The sequence below is a fragment of the Alloalcanivorax dieselolei B5 genome, assembly GCF_000300005.1.
GTDB classification, from domain to species: Bacteria; Pseudomonadota; Gammaproteobacteria; order Pseudomonadales; family Alcanivoracaceae; genus Alloalcanivorax; species Alloalcanivorax dieselolei.
On sequence record NC_018691.1, the window covers coordinates 306,972 to 331,370 of the forward strand.

Annotated in this window: 18 protein-coding genes; 12 read left to right on the forward strand and 6 right to left on the reverse strand. The window is 59.7% G+C overall.

Going from position 1 to position 24,399, the window contains the following annotated elements; genetic code table 11:
* The first annotated feature begins 1 nt into the window (after position 1).
* The 4 genes from B5T_RS01420 (at position 2) to B5T_RS01435 (ending at position 7,749) form a co-directional block, all read left to right on the forward strand.
* On the forward strand, positions 2–1,012 hold the full coding sequence (locus B5T_RS01420; RefSeq protein ID WP_014992656.1) for a Fe(3+) ABC transporter substrate-binding protein: 1,011 nt from the start codon (positions 2–4) through the stop codon (positions 1,010–1,012).
* Positions 996–2,588, forward strand: a complete 1,593-nt coding sequence (locus tag B5T_RS01425) for an ABC transporter permease (RefSeq protein ID WP_014992657.1) — start codon at positions 996–998, stop codon at positions 2,586–2,588. Before B5T_RS01420 ends, B5T_RS01425 begins: the two co-directional genes overlap by 17 nt.
* 643 nt (positions 2,589–3,231) lie before the next feature.
* Positions 3,232–4,590 carry an OmpP1/FadL family transporter gene (locus B5T_RS01430; RefSeq protein WP_014992658.1) on the forward strand — a complete coding sequence of 453 codons (1,359 nt, stop codon included), beginning with the start codon at positions 3,232–3,234 and terminating at the stop codon, positions 4,588–4,590.
* 12 nt (positions 4,591–4,602) lie between these two features.
* Positions 4,603–7,749 carry an Ig-like domain-containing protein gene (locus B5T_RS01435; protein ID WP_014992659.1) on the forward strand — a complete coding sequence of 1,049 codons (3,147 nt, stop codon included), beginning with the start codon at positions 4,603–4,605 and terminating at the stop codon, positions 7,747–7,749.
* Between the two features lie 58 nt (positions 7,750–7,807).
* On the opposite strand, the gene B5T_RS01440 is transcribed toward B5T_RS01435, so the two are convergent.
* The 4 genes from B5T_RS01440 to B5T_RS01455 form a co-directional block, all read right to left on the reverse strand.
* Positions 7,808–9,193, reverse strand: a complete 1,386-nt coding sequence (locus B5T_RS01440) for a PepSY-associated TM helix domain-containing protein (protein WP_014992660.1) — start codon at positions 9,191–9,193, stop codon at positions 7,808–7,810.
* Positions 9,194–9,196: 3 nt separating this feature from the next.
* Positions 9,197–11,596, reverse strand: coding sequence for a TonB-dependent siderophore receptor (locus tag B5T_RS01445; RefSeq protein ID WP_014992661.1), 2,400 nt, complete (start codon positions 11,594–11,596; stop codon positions 9,197–9,199).
* Positions 11,597–11,690: 94 nt separating this feature from the next.
* A complete protein-coding gene (locus B5T_RS01450) occupies positions 11,691–12,635 on the reverse strand; it encodes a FecR domain-containing protein (protein ID WP_014992662.1) in 945 nt (314 codons plus the stop codon).
* Complete coding sequence (locus B5T_RS01455; RefSeq protein ID WP_014992663.1) at positions 12,632–13,147, reverse strand: sigma-70 family RNA polymerase sigma factor; 516 nt, start codon at positions 13,145–13,147, stop codon at positions 12,632–12,634. Before B5T_RS01455 ends, B5T_RS01450 begins: the two co-directional genes overlap by 4 nt.
* A 232-nt stretch (positions 13,148–13,379) precedes the next feature.
* Between B5T_RS01455 and gcvT the strand changes: the two genes are divergently transcribed.
* The 4 genes from gcvT to gcvPB all read left to right on the forward strand — a co-directional run bounded on the left by gcvT (position 13,380) and on the right by gcvPB (position 17,881).
* On the forward strand, positions 13,380–14,474 hold the full coding sequence (gene gcvT, locus B5T_RS01460) for a glycine cleavage system aminomethyltransferase GcvT (protein ID WP_014992664.1): 1,095 nt from the start codon (positions 13,380–13,382) through the stop codon (positions 14,472–14,474).
* A 96-nt stretch (positions 14,475–14,570) separates the two neighbouring features.
* Positions 14,571–14,957 (forward strand): glycine cleavage system protein GcvH, encoded by a 387-nt coding sequence (gcvH, locus tag B5T_RS01465; protein ID WP_014992665.1) that lies wholly within the window; start codon positions 14,571–14,573, stop codon positions 14,955–14,957.
* A gap of 96 nt (positions 14,958–15,053) precedes the next feature.
* Positions 15,054–16,412 (forward strand): aminomethyl-transferring glycine dehydrogenase subunit GcvPA, encoded by a 1,359-nt coding sequence (gcvPA, locus tag B5T_RS01470; RefSeq protein WP_014992666.1) that lies wholly within the window; start codon positions 15,054–15,056, stop codon positions 16,410–16,412.
* Positions 16,409–17,881, forward strand: coding sequence for an aminomethyl-transferring glycine dehydrogenase subunit GcvPB (gcvPB, locus tag B5T_RS01475; RefSeq protein WP_014992667.1), 1,473 nt, complete (start codon positions 16,409–16,411; stop codon positions 17,879–17,881). Before gcvPA ends, gcvPB begins: the two co-directional genes overlap by 4 nt.
* Before the next feature lie 708 nt (positions 17,882–18,589).
* Here gcvPB and B5T_RS01480 read toward each other — a convergent pair.
* The gene (locus tag B5T_RS01480; protein WP_051015429.1) at positions 18,590–18,805 is read right to left on the reverse strand and encodes a site-specific integrase; all 216 of its coding nucleotides are present in this window, start codon (positions 18,803–18,805) and stop codon (positions 18,590–18,592) included.
* Between the two features lie 370 nt (positions 18,806–19,175).
* Here B5T_RS01480 and B5T_RS22430 point away from each other — a divergent pair, with 370 nt between their 5' ends.
* The 4 genes from B5T_RS22430 (at position 19,176) to B5T_RS01490 (ending at position 22,519) form a co-directional block, all read left to right on the forward strand.
* Positions 19,176–19,412 (forward strand): DUF4332 domain-containing protein, encoded by a 237-nt coding sequence (locus B5T_RS22430; RefSeq protein WP_081586809.1) that lies wholly within the window; start codon positions 19,176–19,178, stop codon positions 19,410–19,412.
* Positions 19,413–19,522: 110 nt separating this feature from the next.
* Positions 19,523–21,223 (forward strand): ATP-dependent nuclease, encoded by a 1,701-nt coding sequence (locus B5T_RS01485; RefSeq protein WP_014992669.1) that lies wholly within the window; start codon positions 19,523–19,525, stop codon positions 21,221–21,223.
* A 78-nt stretch (positions 21,224–21,301) separates the two neighbouring features.
* Positions 21,302–22,009: a hypothetical protein gene (locus B5T_RS22920; protein ID WP_148279178.1), complete on the forward strand. Its 708-nt coding sequence runs from the start codon at positions 21,302–21,304 to the stop codon at positions 22,007–22,009.
* A 57-nt stretch (positions 22,010–22,066) separates the two neighbouring features.
* Positions 22,067–22,519 carry a hypothetical protein gene (locus B5T_RS01490; protein WP_014992671.1) on the forward strand — a complete coding sequence of 151 codons (453 nt, stop codon included), beginning with the start codon at positions 22,067–22,069 and terminating at the stop codon, positions 22,517–22,519.
* Positions 22,520–22,734: 215 nt separating this feature from the next.
* Here B5T_RS01490 and B5T_RS01495 read toward each other — a convergent pair whose 3' ends face one another.
* Entirely contained in the window at positions 22,735–24,162 is a 1,428-nt protein-coding gene (locus B5T_RS01495; protein ID WP_014992672.1) for an IS4 family transposase, read from the reverse strand.
* Positions 24,163–24,399 lie beyond the last annotated feature (237 nt).

Sequence of the window (24,399 nt, forward strand, 5' to 3'; positions counted from 1 at the left end):
CATGACTGTCCTGCGCCGTTTGGCCCTGCCTGCGCTCGCCCTTCTCGTCGCCGCCTGTTCCGAACAACCCGAGCCGAAAAACGAGGTGGTGGTCTACACCTCTCGTAACGACGAGCTGATCAAGCCGGTCTTCGACGCTTACACCGAGCAAACCGGGGTTTCCATTCGCTATATCACCGACAACGCCGGTGCGCTGGCCGCCCGTCTCAAAGCCGAGGGAGAACAGTCCCCGGCGGATCTGCTGGTCACCGTGGACGCCGGCAACCTGTGGCAGGCGACCCAGGAGGATCTGTTGCAATCGGTGGAGTCCACCGTACTGGAAGGCAATGTGCCGGAGCACCTGCGTGATGAGCAGGGCCGCTGGTTCGGTCTGACCCAGCGTGCCCGTACCATCGTTTATTCCACCGAGCGGGTGCAGCCGTCGGAGCTGTCCAGCTATGAAGCGCTGGCCGATGAGCAATGGAAGGGCCGTTTGTGTCTGCGCACCTCCAAGAAGGTCTATAACCAGTCCCTGGTCGCCACCATGATCGAGCGGCTTGGCGAGGAGGAAGCGGAACGCGTGGTGCGCGGCTGGGTCGATAACCTGGCCACCGATGTGTTCGCCAACGACAATGCGGTGATGGAAGCCATCATTGCCGGCCAGTGCGACGTCGGCATCGTCAACACCTACTACTTCGGCCGTTTGCAACGTGACAATCCCCAGTTGCCACTGAAATTGTTCTGGGCCAACCAGGACAGCAGCGGCACCCATGTGAACATTTCCGGCGGCGGCGTCACCAGGAACGCACCCAACCGGGAAGCCGCCGTGGCGTTGCTGGAATGGATGAGCAAGCCGGAAGCCCAGAAGCTGCTTGCTGACGGCAACCTGGAGTACCCGGCCAGCTCCGGCGTGGAAGCGGCGGAGCAGGTCAAAGCCTGGGGCGATTTCAAGGCCGATGATCTCAACGTCAGCGTGGCGGGCAGCCGTCAGGTGGAGGCCGTGAAGCTGATGGACCGTGCCGGTTACCGCTGATCGCCGTCCGGATCGCTATCTGATTATCGCCGGGGCGCTGGCCCTGGCGGTGCTGTTGCCGGTTGCCGTGCTGTTGTCCGCCTGGCGCGGCGACGAATCGGAAACCTGGCGTCACCTGGTCGATACCGTGCTCTGGCGCCTGCTGGGGCACACCGCCTGGCTGGTGATCGGCGTGGGCATCGGTGTGCTGCTGCTGGGCGCCAGCCTGGCCTGGCTGGTAGCCACGCAGGATTTTCCCGGCCGCCGTGTGCTCGACTGGGCTCTGTTACTGCCGCTGGCGATGCCGGCCTATGTGCTGGCCTTCGTCGTGGTGCAGGGGCTGGATTACGCCGGCCCGGTGCAAACCGCGTTGCGCCAGTGGTGGCCGGGGTTTTCCGGCTTCAGCGCACGCCATCCGTTGTGGGTGATCGCCACCCTGTCCCTGGTGTTCTACCCCTATGTTTACATGCTGGCGCGGCTGGCATTTCTGACTCAGGGCCGTGCCGTGATGGAACAGGCACGGCTGCTTGGCCGTGGTCCCTGGGCGGCGTTCTTCCAGGTCGCGTTGCCGATGGCCCGTCCGGCCATTGCCGCCGGCCTGGCGCTGGCGTTGATGGAAACGCTGGCGGACTTCGGCGCCGTTTCCGTCTTCAATTTCGATACCTTCACTACCGCCATTTATAAGAGCTGGTATGGCTTGTTCAATCTGGCCGCCGCCGCTCAGCTGGCGTCATTGCTGCTGCTGTTCGTATTGTTGGCACTGTGGCTGGAACGGCGTGGCCGGGGGCGTGCCCGCTATGGGGACCGCGGTGGCCGGCCGATGGTGGCGGTGCGTTCGCGCTGGGCCTGGCTGATGACCTGCTACGCCGGGCTGGTGGTGGTGCTGGCCTTTGTATTGCCGGCGGGCCGTCTGCTGTACTGGACCCTGGATGAGGTGGCACGCGGCCTGGATGCGCGGTTTATGTCCCTGGCGCTGCGCACGCTGACGCTGGGCATCAGCGCCGGCGTGCTGGTGGTGGGGCTGGCTTCGGTGCTGGCCTGGCTGCAGCGCCTGCGCCCACACCGGTTGATGCGCGCGCTGGTGCGCACGGCGACGATGGGGTACGCGCTGCCCGGCTCGGTGCTGGCGGTGGGGATCGTCATCGGCTTCGCCGCCATCGACCGTCAACTGGGGCAGTGGTTCGGTTGGCGACAACTGTTGGTGGGCAGTCTCGGGGCGCTGTTCCTGGCCTATGTCATCCGCTTCATGGCGGTGGCCTTTGGCCCGGTGGAAAGCGCCCTGGAGCGGGTCCGCCCGGCTTTGCTGGACGCCGCCCGGACTCTCGGCGCCCCGCCGCTGGAAGCGGCACGGCGGGTGTTGCTGCCGATGGTGGCGCCGGGGCTGATCACGGCTTTGTTACTGGTGGGCATCGACATCATGAAGGAAATGCCGGCCACGCTTCTGCTGCGCCCCTTCGGCTGGGACACCCTGGCCGTGCGCATCTATGAACTCACCGCGGAAGGGGAATGGCAACGCGCCGCTCTCCCGTCCCTGGCCCTGGTGGCGGTAGGCCTGCTGCCGGTCTATCTGCTGGTCCGCCGGCTACGCCATTCCTGACCGCAATCCACGGGTTGCCACGAAGCCGTTGTAGGAGCTTGCCCTGCAAGCGAATTTCCCCACGCCGGAGGCCCATAATTCGCCAGCAAGCTAGCTCCCACAGTTTTTGCTACGGAGCCGCTGTGGGAAGCTTGCTTGCAAGCGAATTCTTGGAACGCAGAGCTATTCGCTTGCAAGGCAAGCTCCTACAGCGACTTCGTAGCCCTTTTGTGAGAGAGCGATCAGCGTGTGGGCGCGTTTGAGAGGTGGTCTCTTCCTGTACTGCCAGTAACCAATATGTAACTTTCGGTAACAGATTTGCGCAAAATGTATAGTTGGGACTGTCGTAAGATTCGGTGAACAGGTGGTCACTATATGGGTTTTCATATAAAAATAATGAGTAAAAAATGCATCGCTGTTCCCGAAAATTTCCGAATTTTAGCGGCTTTTTCTAATAATAAAGAACCAGTTGGCCCTATATGACCGGATCCAAAGTAGTAAATTGAAGGATCAGTTAACAAATGAAAACTAAAGGTTGCCCAGAGCTCCATTCGCTCGTTATCCTGTAGACGATACTTGGCAGATTGTTACCCCCTCCAGGTATCCCTCTACCTCGAATAACAAGCGTCTTGCCGTTTCCCGAACGGCGAATGGAGATGTACCCATGAAAAAGAACAAGGTGCTTCAGGGAGCTGCCCTGGTAGCTTCCATGGGCGTGCTCAGTGGCCAGGCCATGGCGAGCATGGGCAACATCGGAACGACCTATGGCGTGCTGCCGTCCGACATCGCTTCCGCTCAAGGGCTTTCCCTGTTCAATACCCAGGTTTCCGCCGTCTACTACAACCCGGCTTACCTCGCCAAGGATCCCCGTGGTGAGTTGACCTTCGGCTTGCTGCACGCGGAGCACGAACTGCGCGCCAACAGCCTGGGTGGCGCCGCGCCGCCGATCCGCAACGGAGACGTGCTGCAGGACTCCCCGTCACAGCACGTTCTGGTGGGGATGAAAACCGATCTGAGTTCCATGACCCGTTTCAAACATCCGATCTACATGGGTGTGATGCTGGGCGTGGAAAAATACGGTGAAGAGATGATGGCGTTCGAGTCCGCCACCTCCAACGAAGGGCAGTACTTCGAATATGGCCGCCAGCCGCTGTTCCTGGTGCTCGGCGGCGCCACTCAGATCTGGCGTGGTCTGGACGCCGGCGCCTCCGCCCGGCTGACTCTGCATTCCGACGCGGAACTGCGCGCCACCACCACCCTGGGTGGTGAGACCAGCTATGAATCCCTGAACGTTTCCGCCAAACCCTCGATCCGTCCGATCGTCAGCATGAACATGGATTGGGGCGAGAGTTTCTGCCCCGACGGCGGGTGCTGGTACAACGGCCTGGAAACCGCGTTGTCCTATCGCGGCTACTCCAATACCAAGACCACCGTTGATGCCAACACGGTGATTCCCGGCACCATCGGCGAACCCGGCCTGTCCCTGGCGGTGACCACCCTGGACTCCTACCAGCCGGACATCATCGCCCTGGGTCTGCTTTACGGTAAGGAGCGTTTCCGTGTCGGTGTCAGTGCGGAGCTGCAGCGCTGGTCAGACCTGGAAGACGAATTCAAAGGCGACACCATCAAGGACCAGGCCGTGGAAGACGGCATTGGTGTGCTCGAATTCAAGGACATTGTTATTCCGCGCATCGGCGCCGAGTTCAAGGTGTCGCCGAACTACACGCTCACCGGCGGGGTCGCCTACAGCAAATCGCCGCTGGACTCCGATGCCTCGCTGGACGTGAACTACCTGGATGCCGACAAACTGATCGTCGGCCTCGGGCTCACCGCCCAGTTCGATGATCCCCACTTCTTCGCCTTCCCGGTGCGCTTCGACCTGGCTTACCAGTATCAGAAGCTGCGGCCGCGGGACTTCGACCTGTACGCCACCAATTCCCCCAGCTACCCGCAATCCTACGAGCGGGTGGAAGCGGAAGGTGACGTTCACGTCTTCGCCGGTTCGGTAACCCTGAAGTTCTAACGGAGGCCTCCCATGAACATGCGTATCGTGTTGGCGCTGTGTGGCGCCGCGTTACTGACCGCCTGCGGCGGTGGTGGCGGCAGCAGTCAGACCGTGGACTTCAGTCCCTGGGAACAGATCGAGCTGTATTACAGCTACCCCTATAACGCCCAGGCCGGTGTGTCCCCGAACGCACCGCTGGTACTGGCGTTTTCCGAAGCCGTGCCGCAACTGAGCGCGGATCAGTTCTCCCTGCAGGGCCCGGAGGGCGCCGTCGAGCTGACTCTGAAACAGGTCAACGGCGACAAGAGTGTGGTGCTGACGCCGGCCGCGCCGTTGGCGGTGAACAGTGAATACACCCTGACCCTGAACGGGATCGGCGAGGACGGTGATAAGGAACTGCTGCCCGGCGGCCAACTGGCCTTCTCCACCCGGCCGGCGCTGGAAGGGGCCCGGCAAGAGCGCAGCACCGCCGAGGCTTTCCAGTTGGACCGCATCATCCCCAATGGCGATGATCTGCCGTTCCTGGACTTCTCCTCGGTGCAACTGACGCTGTCGCAGCCCATCGACCCGACCACGGTGAAGTACGGTGAGACCGTGCGTTTGACCCAGGGCGGGGAACTGGTACCGGCCACGGTGTTGGCCAGTGGCCGCTTCCTGACCGTGGACCCCACCGACAGCGAGGACGCCGACGGCAACACCGTGGACGCTCTGAAAGCCGGTGAGGAAGTCACCCTGGAAGTGACCGACGGCGTGCAAAGCCTGTTCGGTGAGCAATTGACCGCCATTAACCGCAGCTTCACTCCGCTGGACACCAAGCCCCGTTCGGTAATGGTGCAGGAAGCCGCCCAGGCCGGTGATCCCGCGGCCGGCTGTCTGGCGGACGGCACCACCCGATCACCGCTCAACAATGAGAGCATCAACTGCGTGCCGGTGAAGTCAAACCTGCTGGGTGACACCACCGTCTCCATGCTCTCCGGCGACGTTTTCGCCGAACTGGCGTTCGCCCCCAACTTCCCGGATACCACGCCGCTGCGCCTGCCGCGTGGCTCGCTGCTCGACGGCGAACCGCTGGATGTGCTGATCGGCGGCCAGGTGCCGGCCGGCTTTGATTCCGGTGACGTCACCGTGACCATCCTGTCGGACGCCAATGGTTACCTGATGAACGCCCCTTACAGCACGGACCCCAACGCGCCCCGGCGCCTGTTGCTGACCATGGACGTGGCGTTCGATACCGCTGACTCCCGCGCCAACGGCGCCTTCAACCAGGATCTGCTGCAAGTGGAGCTGGTGGGCACCGCCATCGTTGAGGGTGACCGCCTGGTGGTCGATGCCATCGGCGTGGTGGAGCCCCGCGTGCTGGGCGTGGAAAACGCCTACGGCGTGCTCAGCTTCCACATGGAGTCCTACTCCGACCAGACCATCCCGCGCGAACCGGAGCCGGATATGGAAGGGCCGGTGCTCAGTTCCTGGGTGCCCGGCGATCACATCAACAAGCAGCGTCCCGGTGACCCGGTGATCCTGACGTTTGATCATCCTCTGGACCCTCAGTCCGTTGAGAAGGACGTGAGCTTGCAATTGCTCGGAGCGAATACGCCGGTAGAGTTCGATTACGTGGTGGACGGTTCCTCCATCGTGATCCGTCCGGACACGCCGCTGCAGCACAACACCGATTATCAGGTGCTGTTCGACGATCGCCTCACTGATGTGGCGGGCAACCCGGCGCAGCCGCAAACCCTGGATTTCCGGCTGCCGGACTACATCGAGGGTGAGCAACAATCGCCGGTGGTGCTCACCGCCTATCCGGGTTTCCCCTGTGTCACCACCGATCGCAATCTGGCGGCGAATGACGCCGGTCGTTGTGCGGGTGGCCAGGACGGCAGCGGCGGAGAGGATAAACCCGAAGACGACCATCTGCCGGTATTGCCCCTGGCCGCCAACCGCCCCATCGCGGTGACTTTCTCTCAGGAAATGGATGAACAGTCCGTTCGCGACCATTTCATTGTGGAAAGCGTGGATGATGCTGGCAGCACCTTGGAGGTTGTCGAGGGCAAGCTGACCTATATGGGCCGCAAGATCGTTTTCGAACCCGACCAGCCCTGGGAAGAGGGTGTGCTGTACCGGTATACGCTGCCCTCCCAGGAAGGCAGCGTGGACGCGGCCAGCTGTGCAGGGGTTGCGATCTGTGACGTTCGTGGCCTGCCACTGCAAACACAACTGCTGGCGCAAAACGCAGATGACGCCCCGGCGGCCACCGACGGCGGCCCCAGCCTGGAAATTTTCTTCCGTGGCGCGCCCAACACCACCGCGACCCTGCAGCCGCTGCGTAACCTGCCCACTTCGGATGTGAATGCGAACTTTGTTTGGGACAAAGGTGGCGACAACAATCCAGGTGAGGTTCCGCCTTCACAGGATGAGGAGGCGTTACGTAATAGCGCGAATCTGTTGCCCAATGAGCCCTCCGCCACAGGCTCCATGATTGCCAGCGCCAATGTTGGGTGTGCGGTGGGCGAGAGCTGCCCGGATAATCAATTCCTCTATCTGTCTGGCAATCTGGATGTGGAGATCGTTGGGTATATGGCTCCAGATGAGGTCGCGGAAACCTATCCGAATGACGCCACGATCCCGGATCAGGTAAAACAGGAAGGGGCGGTATTGGTATATATCAATCCGACTCGTTTGGTGACCTCCGGCTCTACCGTCGAGGTTGAAACGAAGGGACTGGGGAATTTGGCGTCGGTGCCAGCGGTACCGACAGGGCCCCAGTTGATGCGTATTCGTTATACATGCAATGCGGCTTCCAGTGATTGTGTGGCCCCGGATTATGGACGAGTGAAGGGTTGGATCGTCAAGGGTGATGGTAATCCACGCTTCCTGACCGATCTGAACTTATATTTGGACGCACCCAACTTGCAGCCTGTTGTGGGCTTGCTTGGCGTTAACTACAAACTCAAGCATAACCTGCACAGTGAGCCGTTGAACTTGCAGTTGGCCGGAGACGTAACGTTCCTGGGTGATGGTCGCTTGCAGATCGAACAGATCAGCCAAAATGATTTGGAATTGAATGTTCAGCTGGATGGCAAGGTGGCGGGTTTGATTACCGTTAATGACCAGATTCATCTGGTCATTCCTCAGGACAAGACCTTCCTCAACTACCTCAGCGAGCCCATCAAGCAATAACCCTTCCTTTGTGCATCACCTCTGTGCACCCTCCGCCGGCCCTTCGGGGCCGGCTTTTTTATATCCATGATTTTCCGGGAGGTTTCTCCGGGTGGCGCTCGGCCTTTGAAGGGAGGCCTTCACGCTGCAAGGTTCGCCGCAGGGTCCAGGCCCACAAGAACAGTACGATCAGGGTCAAGACTATCCAACCCAGAATCACACCCGTCACGCCGGGGGATAATGCCGGCAGTTGCTGAGCGCCTTTGGCGGCATCGCCGTACAACGTGCGCATTTCGTGCAGCGCGAAAGGCAGTGAGGCGGCCAACACAACAGCGGAAACCACCACCGCCGGCAGAGTGCCCGGCCAGCGATGGCGTTGCCGGCTGTTGTGGGAACGCCCAAGACGGCGGGCGTGTATCCAGGTGCCGGTGAGGATCAGGCCGCACAATAAAAGGCCGAACACAAACCAGATCGCCTTGCTGACCAGGCCGGCGAAATCGCCGAAATGCAAAGGATCGGCGGTTTCCGACCAGCGCCAGTAAAGCGGCAGATCACTGGCGGATTGGTTGTACAGCACCTCCCCGGTGCGGGCATCCAGATACAGATGATTGGCGCGGTCGCGCACCAGCACATGGTCGGTCTGGCCTTCCATATAAAACAAACCGGGACCGGGGGCGACCGTCCGGATATTCAAGTCTGGCCGTTCCCGATTGGCTGCGTGTATCAGTTCTTCCAATGGTCGAAGCGGCAGGGTCGGGTCGGAGGCGGGCCGGGGAATCGGATGCAGGGAGAACTCAGGATCGCCGGCGTAGGCGAAGACACCGTCGCCGAAGTCCAGGCGAAAGCGCTCCACGCCATACCAGATGCCGGTCACGGCGATGATCAGCACAAACCACAAACTCCAGAGGCCGGCCAACTTGTGCAGCTCGCTCCACACCGCCGGCCGCCGCCAGGTCGCGATGGAAAAGAAGCGGGTCCACCAGCGCCGATAGAACATCAAACCGGCAATCAGTGAAAGTAACAGTGTGACGGCCAGCAGCGCCACCAGGTAGGTGCCCCATTGGGTAGGGAAGAAAAAACTGCGATGAAAGTTACGAAAGAAGCGGTGAATGTTGAAGGCGCTGGTCGTGCCACGCAGCTCACCAGTGTACGGGTTGATGTACACCAGACGGCGTGGCTGGTCAGGGCGCTGAATCAGAGCCACCACCGCGTCACTATCGTGAGCCGGCGCCTGCATGCCGACCACCCGTCCCTGTGGGTAGGCGCGGGTTGCCGTTCGCATCCAGGCATCCCAGCCGGCGCGGTCGCCATCGGGTTGCACCCGCGCTTCGGGTGTGGCCAGCCAATCCAGTTCGTGGGCGAACACGGCGAAGGTACCACTCCAGCACAACACGAACAGCAGCAAACCGGTGATCACCCCAGTGAAGCTGTGCACCCGGAACCACAGGCGGGTGGCGCCGGACATACTTTAAAACTCCAGCTTCACGCCACCGAACACCGTGCGGGGCGCGCCTACGCTGATCCGGTAGTCGCCCCCGGACGCGGTGTAGTATTCCTCGTCGGAGAGGTTCTTCACGCCCAGATCGAAGCGCCAGCGTTCGCCGCTGTGCAGCGGCAGGTAATACCATACGCCGGCGTCCAGCACCGTGTAGTCGCCGATATCGAGCGAATGGGCGTTATCCCCGTAGCGATTGCTGGCGTAGGTGACGCCGCCACCCACTCCCAAACCTTTGAGAATGTTTTCGGCGTTCTGGAATTCGTAACTCGCCCACAGGCTGGCGGTGGTCTTCGGAACATTGCGCGGCCGGTTGCCATCGGTCGCGGTGTTGTCGCTGTCGATTTCGGCGTCGAGCACGCCGACGCCGGCGCGCAGATTGAACCCGGTGACCGGATTGGCGGTAACGGTGAGTTCCAGTCCCTGTGAGGTGATGCCGCCGGTGGGGACCGGTTCTCCGTTGACGGTCTCGACCACGTCGTCTTCCCGCAGATCGAAAACGGCGGCGGTGATGAAATAGCGATTGTCCTCGGAGTGCCACTTCGCTCCCGCCTCGACCTGACGGCCTTCGCTGGGATCCTGCTGTATTACCTGCTGATTGCCGGTGTAAATATTCTGCGGCTCGAAGGTGTCGGCGTAGCTCAGATACAGATTCAATGCCGGCGTCGCTTTCCACACCAGCCCGGCGCCCTTGGTCAGCTTGTTGTTGTGGCCGGAATCCAGATCACGGGTTTCATTGGTCAGCAGGTTCTCATGATGGTAGTCGTTTTCGAATCGCTCGTAGCGCAGGCCGATGTCCAGGGTCAGGGTGTCGGTCAGCGAGAAATCCGTGGCGGAAAACACGCCATAGGACGTTAACGTGACATCGAAAGACTGGGCGTTGACGGGCGTGCCGATGTCATTGACCAGAGTGAAAGAGTCCGGATCCTGAACGGTCCCGCCCACCTGAGGGGCGCCGGAAAAGTTTTTCCACTCCTGATGGAACTCACGGTACTCGACGCCCGTCGCCAGCCGTACCGGAATGACCGTGCCGATATCCCCAACCAACTGGGAACGGAAAAACTTATGCACGATTTTCTGATCCTGGTTGCTGATCACCCTTCGGGCCAGGGTGCCGTCCGGAAGGCCGTTATCGGGACCGGCGGCGGCCACTTCGGCGCGCAGGTCATCGTTGTCCTCCTGGCTGTAAAACAGCTTGTTGTCGATTTCCCAGGCGGGGTTGGCCAGCGGGATAATGACACTGAGTTCACCAAGGTGTACTTCGGAGTCGCGCTCGTTGGGAATATTGCCGTCGTACCGGGTATCCCGGGGGACATCGACGATGCGCCGTTTCGAGTTGCCCGTGGCCACCGTGATCAGGCCCCGGTCGATATCGCGCCGGTCCCGGGTGTACTCATGGTTCAGGCCGACACGTACGCCGGAATCGCCCTGCCACAATAACGAGGATGAAAGGAACCGGCGGTCCACGTTGGTATCGCGGAAGGTTTCGCTGTCCTCGACGGCGCCGGTTACCCGATAGGCCAGGTTCTGGCTATCACCGACCGGGCCGGTGAGATCGATAACGCCACGGCGCTGCCCGTGCTCGTCGAACGTCATTGCCAGGGAATGTCCACGCTGGAACCGGGGCTGCTTGGTTTCGATGTTGACGATACCTCCCGGCGACATCCGTCCGATATCCGCCACCGGTCCCTTGATGATCTGGACATTGTCGATGGTGGCCGGATCGATGCGGCTGGCGTTGGAGGCCGGAATACCGTTGCGATAAATATTGTCGTTGCGGTTGAAGCCGCGAATCAGGGTGTGCTCCCGGGTGTTGCCATAGCCATCACCGACAACGATGTTGGGCGACATGCGGAAGGCATCGGCCATCTCCCGGGCCTGCTGATCCAGCATTAACTGCTCGGGGATCACGTCGATGCTGCGCGGCGTGTCGGCCAGATTTTTCGGCAGGCGCAGCGAGCTGTCCGCGTAGCGGCTCTCATAGCGGGCCTGGGCCGTGCCGGTGACCGACACCGCTTGCAGGGCGTGAGTCTGCTCTTGCCGCTCCAGGGTCAGGGTGCCGTCGCCGGTCAACCGGTGGCGCAGGCCGGAGCCTTGCAGCAACCGCGCTAGTCCTTCTTCCACGCTGTATTCCCCCCGCAGCCCGGGGCTCCGTTTGCCTTCGGTGAGCGTGGCGGCGGCGGAGAACATCAATCCCGACTCCGAGGCGAAGCGCGACAGCACCTGGCCCAGCGGCCCGGCGGGGATGGCGTAGGCGCGCGTAGCGGTCAGCGCGGCTGAGCCGGTGTCGTTGTTCTGAGCGGTGGCGGTGAGAGGCAGGAGCAGGGCGCCCAGCAACGGCCAGGCGCGGTGGAGCGTCGGTTGTGATGGCATGGAGGATCCTTGATTCGCGATCGAAGACGATGGTTATCCGTACTGCCCCGCGAACCCGGAAAAGGGGAACCGCCGATGCAACACCGCGAAAAAATCAGTCCCGGGCCGCGACCCGTACCCACCAGGGCGTGACCCGGGTAACGGTGATCGGCAGCGTCGCTTCCAGCCCCCTGAGTACCCGGTCCGTATCGGCGAGAGGAAAACTGCCCACCACCTCCATGTCGGCCACTGCCGGGTCGCAGCGAATCACGCCCACACGATACCGGGCCAGTTCATCGAGCAGATCACCCAAAGGACGGTTGTCTGCCATCAGAATGCCCCGTTCCCAGGCGGAGCCCCGAGCCAGGGGAGCGACGTCGAACACCCGACGGGAATTGAAGGCCTGCTGATGTCCCGCTTCGACGATGGCGCTTTGATCCCGGGATTGGTCCGGATACAGTGCCACCCGACCATGGCGAACCCCCACCCGGGTATGATTGCCCTCCAGCCGCACGGTAAAGAGAGTGCCCAGCGGCTGTGCCGTGCCGGCGGGCGTATGGACGGTGAGTGGGCGCGGATCAGCGGCGGTCTCAAGCAGAATCTCCCCGGCCAGCAGATCGAGGCGCCGGTGGGCGGTGTCGTAATCCAGATTCACCGCGCTGTCCGTGTTCAGCCACAGGCGGGTGCCGTCCGGCAGGGTCGTTTCACGTATCTCGCCGACGGCGGTGCGCAGGTCCGCGCGCCATGCCGCCACGGGAAGAACCTGCCAAGCCAGGGTACCGGTGCCGGCGGCCACGGCCAGGGCGCCGCCGCCTTTGAGAAAACGCCGGCGGCTACGGCCCGCGGCGGACAGGGCATGGTGGGCTGGTGTCGCCGGCAGCGCATGAAACCGCCGGTCCAGGGCTTCCACCCGTGCCCAGGCTTGGCGGTGGGCGTCGTCGCGCGTCAGCCAGTGTTGCCATTCGGCCCGCACCGCATCGCAGACCGGCTCCTCCTGCAAGGCCGCGAACCACTCCGCCGCCTCGGTCAGCACCGCATCGGACAGCGCCCGCCCGCTCATGGCGCCTCGCCGCCGTTATCCAGGCGCAGGCAGTGCAGCATGGCCTGGGCCATGTATTTTTTGACCATGCGTTCCGACACCCCCAACCGTTCGCCGATATCCACGTAGCGCAAGTGCTCCAGCCGCGACATCAAAAAAGCCTGACGGACCTTGTCGGGCAGGGTGCGCAACAGCGCATCCAACTGATACAGGGTGTCCAGAATCAAATGATGCTGCTCGGGGGAGGGTGCCACGGCCGCGGGCTGTTGGTTCAGCGCTTCCAGATAGGCGCGCTCGATATCCCGGTGACGCCAGTGGTTGGCCAGCAGCCCCTGGGCGATGCGGGTCAGATAGGCCCGCGGGCGCTGCAACTGGCGCGGGTCTTCGTCCCGGGCCAGTATCCTCAGGAACGTGTCCTGGGCCAGATCCGCGGCGGTGTCGTTACAACCGGACCGGCGTCTCAGCAGGTTGTGCAGCCAGGGATGATGATCCCGGTACAGGGTGTCAAAAGCGTCTTTCTGGGCGGACCGCATGGCGTCGCGCTCTCGATATCGTGGGCGGCAAGCAGAAATGGGGAAGCCATATAGTTATCGCCGCAGTATGCAGTTAACGAGAACTATTCGCAATATGATGATTGTTGACCGCTGCCTTATTACCCAGGGGATTGGTGATCGATCAGAAAACAACCGCTCCCGGGCGCCGCCGTCCTAGGCGTTCCTGGCCAGGTTCGTTATCCTTCCCTTTCCCTTACTGAGTGGCTTCAACATGGGTCATCGCACACCGCTTTATGACGAACACGTCGCCGCTGGCGGCAAAATGGTGGATTTCGGCGGCTGGGACATGCCCATCCACTATGGCTCCCAGATCGAGGAGCACCACGCCGTGCGTCAGGACGCCGGCATGTTCGACGTCTCCCACATGACCGTGGTGGACGTCTCCGGCACCGGCGCCCGCGATTACCTGCGCCGCCTGCTCGCCAACGACGTCGACAGCATCGAGACCGGCCGCGCCCTGTACTCCGGCATGCTCAATGAAGGCGGCGGCGTGATCGATGATTTGATCGTCTACAAGGGCGACAAGGATTACCGGCTGGTGGTAAATTGCGCCACCCGCGACACCGACCTGGAATGGATGGAACAGCAGGCCGGCGGCTTCGCCGTGGACATCCGCGAGCGCCCGGAACTGGCCATGATCGCCGTGCAGGGCCCTGAGGCCCGCGCCAAACTGGCCGCCCTGCTGGAAGACGATCGCCGCGACGCGGTGGAGAATCTGCCCGCGTTCGCCTTCGCCGATTGCGGCGATTGGACCATCGCCGGCACCGGCTATACCGGCGAAGACGGCGTGGAAATCATCCTGCCCGGCCACCACGCGGTGGCACTGTGGAAGCAACTGGCGGACGCCGGCGTGCGCCCGGCCGGCCTCGGCGCCCGGGACACCCTGCGTCTGGAAGCGGGCATGAACCTCTACGGCAACGACATGGACGGCACGGTTTCGCCGCTGGAAGCCGCCATGGGCTGGACCGTGAAGTTCAACGAAGGCCGCGACTTCATCGGCCGAGAAGCGCTGGAGCGCCAGAAGGAAAAAGGCCACCACCGTCTGGTGGGTCTGGTGCTGGAAGGCAAGGGCGTACTGCGCGCCCACCAGAAAGTCATCACCGGGGACGGCGAAGGAGCGGAGTTCGAGGGTGAAATCACCAGCGGTACTTTCTCGCCGACCCTGGGCAAATCCATTGCCCTGGCCCGGGTGCCCGCCGGCACCAAAGGCCAGGTGCGGGTGGAGATTCGCAAGAAGCACCTGCCCGCGCAGGTGGTACGGCCGCCGTTCGTGCGCAACGGCAAAACGGTATACAAACCGCTATAGCTGCGCTGCCACGCCCCACGTTTGAAGCATCGCCCTTGTTTGGCGTGCCGGCGTGAAGCGTGTTGCGTGTAAGCGTTTTTTAACAGGAGACATACAATGAGCGAGATTCCTGCCGAGTTGCGCTATCGCACCAGCCACGAATGGGTACGCGTGGAAAACGACGTGGCCGTGGTGGGCATCACCGACCACGCCCAGGACGCCATGGGCGACCTGGTCTACGTGGAACTGCCGGAAGTGGGCCAGGTACTGGCCACCGGCGAAGAAGCCGGCGTGGTGGAATCGGTGAAAGCCGCCTCCGACATCTACGCCCCGGTATCCGGTGAAGTCGTGGCCATCAACGACGCCCTGGAAGACGAGCCCGAGCTGGTCAACCAGGAAGCCTTCGGCAACGGCTGGCTGTTCAAGATCAAAATGGCCGACCCCGGCGAGCTCAAGGAAATGCTCACCGCCGACCAATACCAGGAACAGCTCGACAGCGAGTAACCCTGGTCTGTGGGAGCTTGCCTGCAAGCGAATGTTCGCCGGCAGGCAAGCGCCTACGTGTAACAACCCCCGCAAACACCCACCCGGTAACGCCCAATGCCCTACATCCCCCATACCCCGGACGATGTCTCCGCCATGCTCGACGCCATCGGCGCCGAACGCATCGAGGATCTGTTCGATGAAATTCCCGCCCACCTGAAAGCCGGCAGCAGCCTCGACGCCCTGCCCGAAGGCCGCGGCGAGATGGAAGTGACCCGGCTGATGGCCGAGCGCGCCGAACAGGACCGCTACGCCCTGAGCTTCCTCGGCGGCGGTGCCTACCAGCACCACATTCCGGCGGCGGTATGGGAGATCGCCACCCGCGGGGAGTTCTACACCGCCTACACCCCGTACCAGGCGGAAGCGAGCCAAGGCACCCTGCAGGTGATCTACGAATACCAGACCCTGATTGCCCGGCTCACCGGCATGGACGTGGCCAACGCCTCCGTCTACGACGGCGCCTCCGGCCTCGCCGAAGCGGTGCTCATGGCCCTGCGCGCCAACCGCAAATCCAAGAGCAACCGGGTGCTGGTGCCGGAAGCCCTGAACCCGCGCTACCGCAGCGCCTGCGACGCCATCGTCCGCAACCAGGACGTGGCCCTGGACACCGTGCCGTTCTGCACCGACCGCGGCCAGACCCTGGCGGACAGCCTGAGCCAATACGAAGGCCGGGACTACGCCGCCCTGGTGATCAGCCAGCCCAACTACTTCGGCAGCCTGGAAGACGTGGACGCCCTCACCGACCGGGCCCACGCCAACGGCATGCTGGTGATCGCCGTGGTCAACCCGACCTCCCTGGCGCTGCTCACGCCGCCGGGCGAGTGGGGTTCTCAAGGCGCGGATATCGTGGTGGGCGAAGGCCAGCCCCTGGGCATCCCGCTCAGCTCCGGCGGTCCGTACTTTGGTTTCATGGCCTGCAAACAGAAACACGTGCGGCAAATGCCCGGCCGTATCATCGGCCGCACCGTGGACCTGGAAGGCAAGCAGGGCTTCACCCTCACTCTGCAAGCCCGCGAACAGCACATTCGCCGCTCCAAGGCCACCAGTAACATCTGCACCAACCAGGGCCTGGCGATGACCGCCGCCACCATTTATATGTCCCTGATCGGCCCGGACGGCCTGGCCAGCGTCGCCGGCCACTGCCACGCCAACACCCAGAAACTGGCGGAGAAACTCACCGCCATCGACGGCGTCGAACGCGCCTTCACCGCGCCCACCTTCCACGAAGTGGTGCTGTTCCTGCCCCAGGACGCCGACACCGTGCTCGCGAAACTGGCGGAAAAGGACATCCTCGGCGGCCTCAGCCTGGCTCGGGACTACGGCATGAAGAACGCTGTTTTGGTGAACGCCACCGAAATACACACCGAGGGTGACCTCGATCTGTTCGTGGCCGCTATGAAAGAGGTGCTGGCATGAGCAACGAAACCAAATTGATCTTCCAACACTCCCGGCCGGGTCGCGGCGCCAACGCCCAAGCGCCCAAGCCGGTGAGTGAAGACCAACTCTCGGCGATTCCGGCCAGCCTGCGCCGCAAGCAAAAACCCGGCCTGCCGGAAGTCAGCGAACTGGACGTGGTGCGCCACTACACCAACCTCTCCAGCAAGAACTTCGCCATCGACAAGCAGTTCTATCCGCTGGGCTCCTGCACCATGAAGTACAACCCGCGCGGCGCCAACCGCGCCGCCATGCTGCCCGGCTTCCTGGCCCGCCATCCGCTGGCCCCGGCCAGCCACAGCCAGGGCTACCTGGCCTGCCTGTACGACCTGCAGAACTTCCTCAAGGAAGTCACCGGCATGAAAGGCGTCTCCCTCGCCCCCATGGCCGGCGCCCAGGGTGAATTCGCCGGCGTCGCCATGATCCGCGCCTACCACGACGCCCGTAACGACGACGGCCGCACCGAGATCCTGATCCCGGAAGCCGCCCACGGCACCAACCCGGCCACCGCCGTCATGTGCGGCTATAAGGTCCGCGAAGTGCCCGTCGGCAAGGACGGCGACGTGGACCTGGAAGCCCTGAAAGAAGCCTGCGGCCCGCAAACCGCCGGCCTGATGATGACCAATCCCTCGACGTGTGGCGTGTTCGAACGGCAAATCGAAGCCATCGCCAAAACCGTCCACGACGCCGGCGGCCTGCTCTACTACGACGGCGCCAACCTCAACGCCATCCTCGGCAAGGTGCGCCCCGGCGACATGGGCTTCGACGTCATCCACATGAACCTGCACAAAACCTTCGCCACCCCCCACGGCGGCGGCGGCCCCGGCGCCGGCCCGGTGGGCGTCTCCCAACGCCTGCTGCCGTACTTGCCCACCCCCATGGCGGGCCTGGACGAAGACTCTGGCGAGTACAGCTGGATCGACACCGACACCCTGCCCTCCAGCATCGGCCACCTGAGCGCCTTCATGGGCAACGCCGGCGTCCTCCTGCGCGCCTACTTCTACGCCATGGTGCTCGGCCGCGAAGGCATGATCCGTGTTGGCGAATACTCCACCCTCGCCGCCAACTACCTGCTCAAGCGCCTCCAGCAGGTCGGCTACACCGCCGCCTACCCGGAACGCCGCGCCAGCCACGAGTTCATCCTTACCCTGGCCAAGGAAGCCAAAGAACTCAACGTCACCGCCATGGACGTGGCCAAGCGCCTGCTCGACTACAACCAGCACGCCCCCACCACCTACTTCCCCCTGCTGGTGCCGGAGTGCCTGCTCATCGAGCCCACCGAAACCGAAAGCAAGGAAGCCATGGACGATTTCATCGCCGCCATGGAAGCGATCCTCCACGAAGCCAAGACCGACCCGGACATGGTCAAGGAAGCGCCGTTCACGCAACCGGTGCGCCGCCTAGACGACGTCAAAGCCGCCCGGGAACTCGACCTGGCCTGGAGCGAGTAACTTTGCTCCAACCCCCGTCTACTCGGTCCCCTCTCCCTTGAGGGGACAGGGACAGGGAGAGGGTGAAACAGCCTAGAGAGCCTCTTACCAGGGGGCTCTCTTTTCTCCATTCCAACCCTTTTTTCCCTGTGGGAGCGGGCCTGCCCGCGAATTCTTTTCCTCCATCTGTTGCACTCGCTCCCTGCCTGCACGGCTTCACCCCTCCCAAATCCCAATCTGTCCCTTTTTGTCCTCCCGCGACACAGACACAACACGGCCCCAACGAACCTTGACTTGTGATGTGTGTCACGTTTATTTATTGAACGTGCGTCCCGGAACGGAGCACTTGGGGAAATAACATCAAATAAAAAGAGTGCAAAGTCATGCCTAGATTCATAATAAATCAGAATGCTCAACCTCAGAGCGATGATCATGAGGTTCATAATGTCACTGCGGGTTGCAGCTATATGCCGGAGGCTCACAATCAGATCGACTTAGGCGAGCATGCAAGTTGTCATGGGGCCGTAGCTCTAGCTAAAACAAGATGGCCGAATTATAGAATTAATGGTTGTTATTACTGTTGTAATGCATGCCATACAACCTAAGTACGGCGATTTTTTGGAGATGCTTAGGCGCTCGGTGAGTCATGAGTGTGGGCGGATCTTGCTTTTGTCCATCTGGGTGGTTGTATTAAGAAGGCAAAACGCGAGACCTGACCCTCGGTGCGATTCAATGCTTGTGTACCGCGAGATGGGAAAGAAACGCATCCACATGACTGGCCGACAGCGTTTGTGGGTGTTTGCGCCCATGAAAACGGATATAGCGCAGCACCCAATGCACATAGGTCTTTTCCGTTGCATAGGCCATGTTGCGGCTGCGGATAAACATCCGCAAACGGTCGATAAACCGCGAAGGCGCGGCGGGTAGCGAAGGTGGCACATCCATGTCCTGGCTTCTCTGTACTGTTTTTATGGGCAGCATAAGGTCGGGATGCCCGCGTCAACCCTTGGAAAACGCCGGGTTCAACGACAAATGACGTTTATCCCCGGCAGCATTTCAGGCCAAGGTAGCCAACACTATAAAAAATATGACATATTCCGATGAATCGAATTCCGGTGTTGGGAGATATACGACAGGCGGATAACCGTCACTTGTCGTAAAAATCGCGAGCGAAAAACCGAACAGCAAGGTGAAAGGTCTTGCGAATCAGGCTCTTTGCCGTAAACCCTGGCAAGAGTGGTGCGGGGATATACGTCATCGGGATACACGACAAATGTCGGTGAATACACTGTTATGTGGCTTAAGGAATTCCGGTATGGCATTCAGTGAATCAGAAAAAGCTGCTCTACTTAAAGTGAAGGGTGTTGGACCTACCGTAGTTAAACGTTTTGAGGAAATAGGTATAGATTCTTTCTCCGAGTTGGCGAACTATGAGCCTAAAGAAAATGCTGAAAAAGTGGCGTCTATGCTTAGAACTACTTGCTGGAAGAATAGCCCTCAGGCCCTGTCGGCGGTCAGCTCCGCAATAGAAAGGGCAAAGCAAGGTTTGTAGCTGGTGTACGCTCACATAACAAGGCAAGTCAGCATCGCACCTTCGGTGCTGGACTCGCTAACGCTCGCCGCTGCTTGCGGCGTTAGCTTCAACTAAAGGTCCAGGGCCAAATGAAGATCAGGAAAATCACGCTTGCGAGCGGAACAGAACTAGAGCTGGGAAAGTTCACGTTGTTGGTTGGGCCGAACAATGTGGGCAAGTCGCAAACGCTTAAGGATATTCATAAAAAGCTAATTCATAGTTCGGGAGCAGATACGACATTACTAGCAAGTGTTGATGTCAGCCAGCCTGATACGTTCGAACGACTACTAGAAGACCTTGACGTACGAGTCGATGCAACCAATATCGGCCACCATACGATTGATGGAATCACATCAGGCTTTGAGCAGAACTCTATGGTGCGTCTCAGGCTTGATCAGGCCCGACGCGCGTTCGAGTCAACGCCCGATGCAGACTTCACGTTTCAGAAACTTGGGAAGTTTCGAGTTTTCTATATGGATTCGGAGTCAAGACTCAAAATTGCAAGTACGTGTCAAAACTTTGTTCCTGAAGAAAGCTCACCCAAGACTTTACTTCAAGCAATGTACGGAAAATTTGGCGAGCTTGATCAAGTATTGGCTGACGCTTTTGAAACAACATTTGGCATGAAGGTTCGATTGGATTACAGCGCCGGGCTCAAACTTCGCTATGCGATCTCTAGCGACTTTGGCGATATTCCCGATGATCCAAGAGCAGCTTATCCGCTCATGAAACAATTTCCGTCCTTAGAATCGCAAGGGGACGGGTTTCGAAGCTTTGTTGCCGTCGTCTTGAGCCTGCTACTATCGAAAGACAAAGTGGTGCTTCTTGACGAGCCTGAAGCGTTTCTTCATCCGGAGCAGGCTAGGCGACTTGGGCGCTGGATGGCCGACCATATTGATGCTTTTCCCTGTCAAGTCATCGTAGCAACTCATAATTCAAATTTCCTGGCAGGCGTGCTGTCGGGAAAGCAGCCCGCCGAGATTTTTCGCTTGAACCGAACTGGTAACAAGACTGAATATTGTCCAATCACGGCTGAGGCAACACAGGCTCTTTCATCATCTCCAATTCTTTCGAGCCAACGAGTTCTAGAAGGAATATTTGCCCGTGGCGCGGTTGTATGTGAGGCCGATTCGGACCGCATTGTTTATAGCGCGGTTGCAACGCATGTCCATAACAATCAAGAGTTGCTTTTTGTTCATGCGCACAATAAGCAAACGATTAAGGACGTGGTAGCGCTTCTTAAACAGGCTGCTATCCCGGTTGCGGCGATAGTTGATGTTGATCTGCTCAATTCTGAGGCAGATCTAAGGCAGCTACTTCGGGCATTTGATGCGGACGCAGAGAATGCTGAAACGATCCTACTTCGTAACCGAGTTGCTGAGAGCGTTGAGGAACGCTCTGAAGCTGAAGTTCTCACTGCCACGCGAGAAGCTGTTGTCGAGTTGCTTGTCCAACTTGATCGGGGTGAGCACACGCTTTCAGGAGCAAAAGGCGCGTTGAGCCGAATTCGCAGCGAATCGAGTAAGTGGTCGTTGGTAAAAGCGTCTGGGGTTGCCGCGTTAGATACGGCAGTCCGGCCGGCAGCAGAGCAAATAATTGCAAACTGCAAGGCTTTTGGTTTGTTTCTCGTTCCGAAAGGAGAACTGGAAGGTTGGATGAATCTTGGCGTTCGAAAGAATCGCTGGGTTGTTCCGGCTTTGGAACACATTGTCGGGGGAGATTGCCCTGAAGATCTATCGAATTTTGTCAGCGAGGTAGCTCAATTTGTCTACGGAGCAGATGGTAGCTAACAATGCGCTGCACACGGATAAATTACTCGCTTCGCTCCTAATTTACCGGTGAGCGCGGCGTTAGCGTAAGGAGAGCACATGCCGGGAAGGCCGCCTGAAGTTGATCATGTCAAGAAAACATTTTTGAAGTCAGTAGAATCTGCGCGAAAGCTGTTTTTGGCTGTTCAGTCTGTCTCTGGAATTAACCCAAATTCAGCTTGCCCGCGATTGCATACCGAGCAAGCAAGAAGGGTTGTCGAGCTAGCATTTTTGGGTTTGGTTTCAAATTGGGAAGAGTTTTTGGAGCAGTCCTTCGTAAGGTATATGGCAGGCGCGAAGGCAAAGAACGGATATGCCCCCAAATTGAGGCTGGGAAAGGCTTCTGATATAGCGCATGCATATCATGTGGTTTCAGGTGATTCTAAATTTGATCCTACAAAGAACTATTCAAAATTCGGAGCACCGAAATGGGTTATTGACTCGGCTCGTATCTATTTTGATTCTGGGAGTCCATATGCTCCTCGAATGCAAGCATATATCGAGCCTCTCGAGTCGGCTGTAAAAATACGGAACCGGGTGGCGCACAACTCTGAGAAATGCCGCGAGGACTTCAAGAAGGTCGCAAGAACGCATTTAGGATTGCAGCCAAACGCAAAGCTTACACAGGGTTATAGTGCGGGTGATTTGCTTATGCAGGCCCCAGTTGCAATTTTTAATCAAAAGATAAAGGCTAAGTTTGATTCGTATTTTGAAACATATTGCGGGCTATTTACTTATCTTGCCAATCAAATCGTGCCAAAGCGCTAACAAAGCCAAGCACGCGACAAGCGCGTGTTGGCGGCGTTATATCTGTAGGAGCCAATGATGTCCCAGGAAGAAGAGCTGGAGCTTTTTCGTCAGTTCCGGTCTGTGCAACAAAGGAACTCTTACTTTTTGCTAGCTGCGGCGGGCGCGGCCATGGCTTTTTCTATGACGCAGACAAAGGCCGAACCATTAATTTGGCCGCATGCCTTATGGGTACTATCAGTATCTGCGTGGGCCTGGAGCTTCTACTCTGGACTTCAATTTATCGAACATGCTGGCAGCGCACTCTTTCAGAACCATAATTATCTTGTGCTTAAAAGGCTCATCTCCGGTATGCCACCAGACAAAGCTGGTGTGGAGATGAAAGACTTAAAAGAAAGATTTGATACAACTCTTGGTCGCCATGACCGGAAAATGAAGATCCATGGAGACCTCCAGAAATACATGCTTTTGGCAGGTGCTGTCACCTATTTTCTATGGCACGCGCTTGAGATGTATATTGCAAAGGTATAACCATGCCAGTCACGGCGACGGTTACTACATTGCGGCTGCGCCTCTATTCCGTAACCGCGCGTGCTGAGCGGCGTTAGCCCTCTTGAGATAAGTTTAACCATGAATGATTCGCTAAAACCTGCATTTCGTGCGCGCATGGGGTCAGGTCTTGCCATTTGCCTTTGCGAGACAGCCCCTCCTAAGGGGCAAAAGGCAAGACTTGACCCGAATGGCACTTACTTAACCCCCGCCTTTTGCCCGCCGGAGCCTGCTTTATTCCATGGGCGTTGCTTTGGTGGATGCCCATGCCGACGTATCCACGCCTGCGCCTCATGCCGGGGACGCGTTAACAGCGGGAGCGGTTTCGGTCGTCGCTTGACCGCTCTGGGTTCAATACGTCCTGGGCGGTTCCCCACCCGCTGCTGGCCAATCAGACGAAAGAGTTCCGTTAAATCGTCACTGGTATGGCAAGCGAGCAGTTGTTGGTACCAAGCCTGCCAGCATTGCAGAGCATGTTTGAAGCTCAGCGTACGAGGCAATACCTTCGCCAACACGGCGGACGGCACCATCAGAAGCCGGACCAGATTATAGGCCAGAAGGTACACCCACAGTTCCTTTTCCGCCATCTCCGGTGTTTTACAGCTCAAGGCTTCCATCCCCAGAGTGGTTTTGATGTGCCGGATATCCAGCTCTACCTGCCAGCGGCTTCGATATAACGCTTTCAGCGCCTGACGTGGCGCCCGCGCCGGATCATACAAGGTGGTGATCAGCACTTTTCCACCCAGCGCCACTTCACGCAAGGCGATATCGTCGGGCAGTGCCTGATAGTGCGCCAGACTCATCCAGTCCGGACGCTGGCAAGGTTTGCTAATTCGGATCAGATGATCCTTGTGGCCCAGGCGCTTTCCCTTACGGAAGTCCGTTGTCAGCTTACGAGCACCATTTTGTGCGAACACGACATCCACACCACGAGCCAGACAGTCCGCCAGAATCACGTAGCTGCCATACAGTCCATCCCCCAGGAGGATATCGCCAGCGTTGAAGCCAGGCAGCAACGAACGGAACAGGGTGTGTTCGCTGGCGCCTTTACCCGCATAAGGCCCCATTGCCGCATTCAGTACGGCACCGCTGGCCAGACAGGTGACGGCGACAATGCGGCAGAGAGGGAAGCCCAGACCGGGCTTCTGCGAGCGCTGCTGGGGATAAACCGCTTGATTGGCGGGTGTATCCGGCAGAGTCACGGTGGTGCCGTCAACGATGCGAACAGGTCGCCCCTGCCAGTGCCAGCTGTCAGGTACTTTCTCGTTGCTCAACGATCCTGTAGCGCGTGCCAGAGATGAGACCAGCTCCAGTGGTAAACGCTGCCGAGCTTTGCAATAGCCGCCTGTAGACGTACTGCACGCCTTGCGCCCTCCCAGCCAGCGTGCCACCGCAGCCTCATTGACCACTCGCTGACAGGAGCGATCCGCTTGCATCACCTGGCTCAGAAACATCGCCAGGGTTTCCGTTGGCGGGAAGAGGCGCTCGCGGTGCTCGGGCAATGAGGATTCCAGTACATCAAAGAGTTCTGCAGAGGTGAGCAGATTGAAAAAACGGATGGCATCCTGGCGGGACAACTGTCGTTTGATCGCTTGCTGCTGAAATCGATTCTGTTTAGCATCCATAGGAGCTGATCCTTGGCGGGGTGCGATTCTTTGGCGAGATAAACACGCCGCCATTGGATCAGCTTTTTTGTTTCTGGATCAAGGCCTTATCGACTAAGTAAGTGCCATTCGGGGCAAGTCTTGCCTTTTGCTTATCTAGACCTGGCCTTCCGAGAAGGCAAAACGCAAAACCTGACCCCAAAGCCCTGAGGAGACGTAGGATATTCTGGTGACTGGGCAATTAAGGCAGGCGAAGAC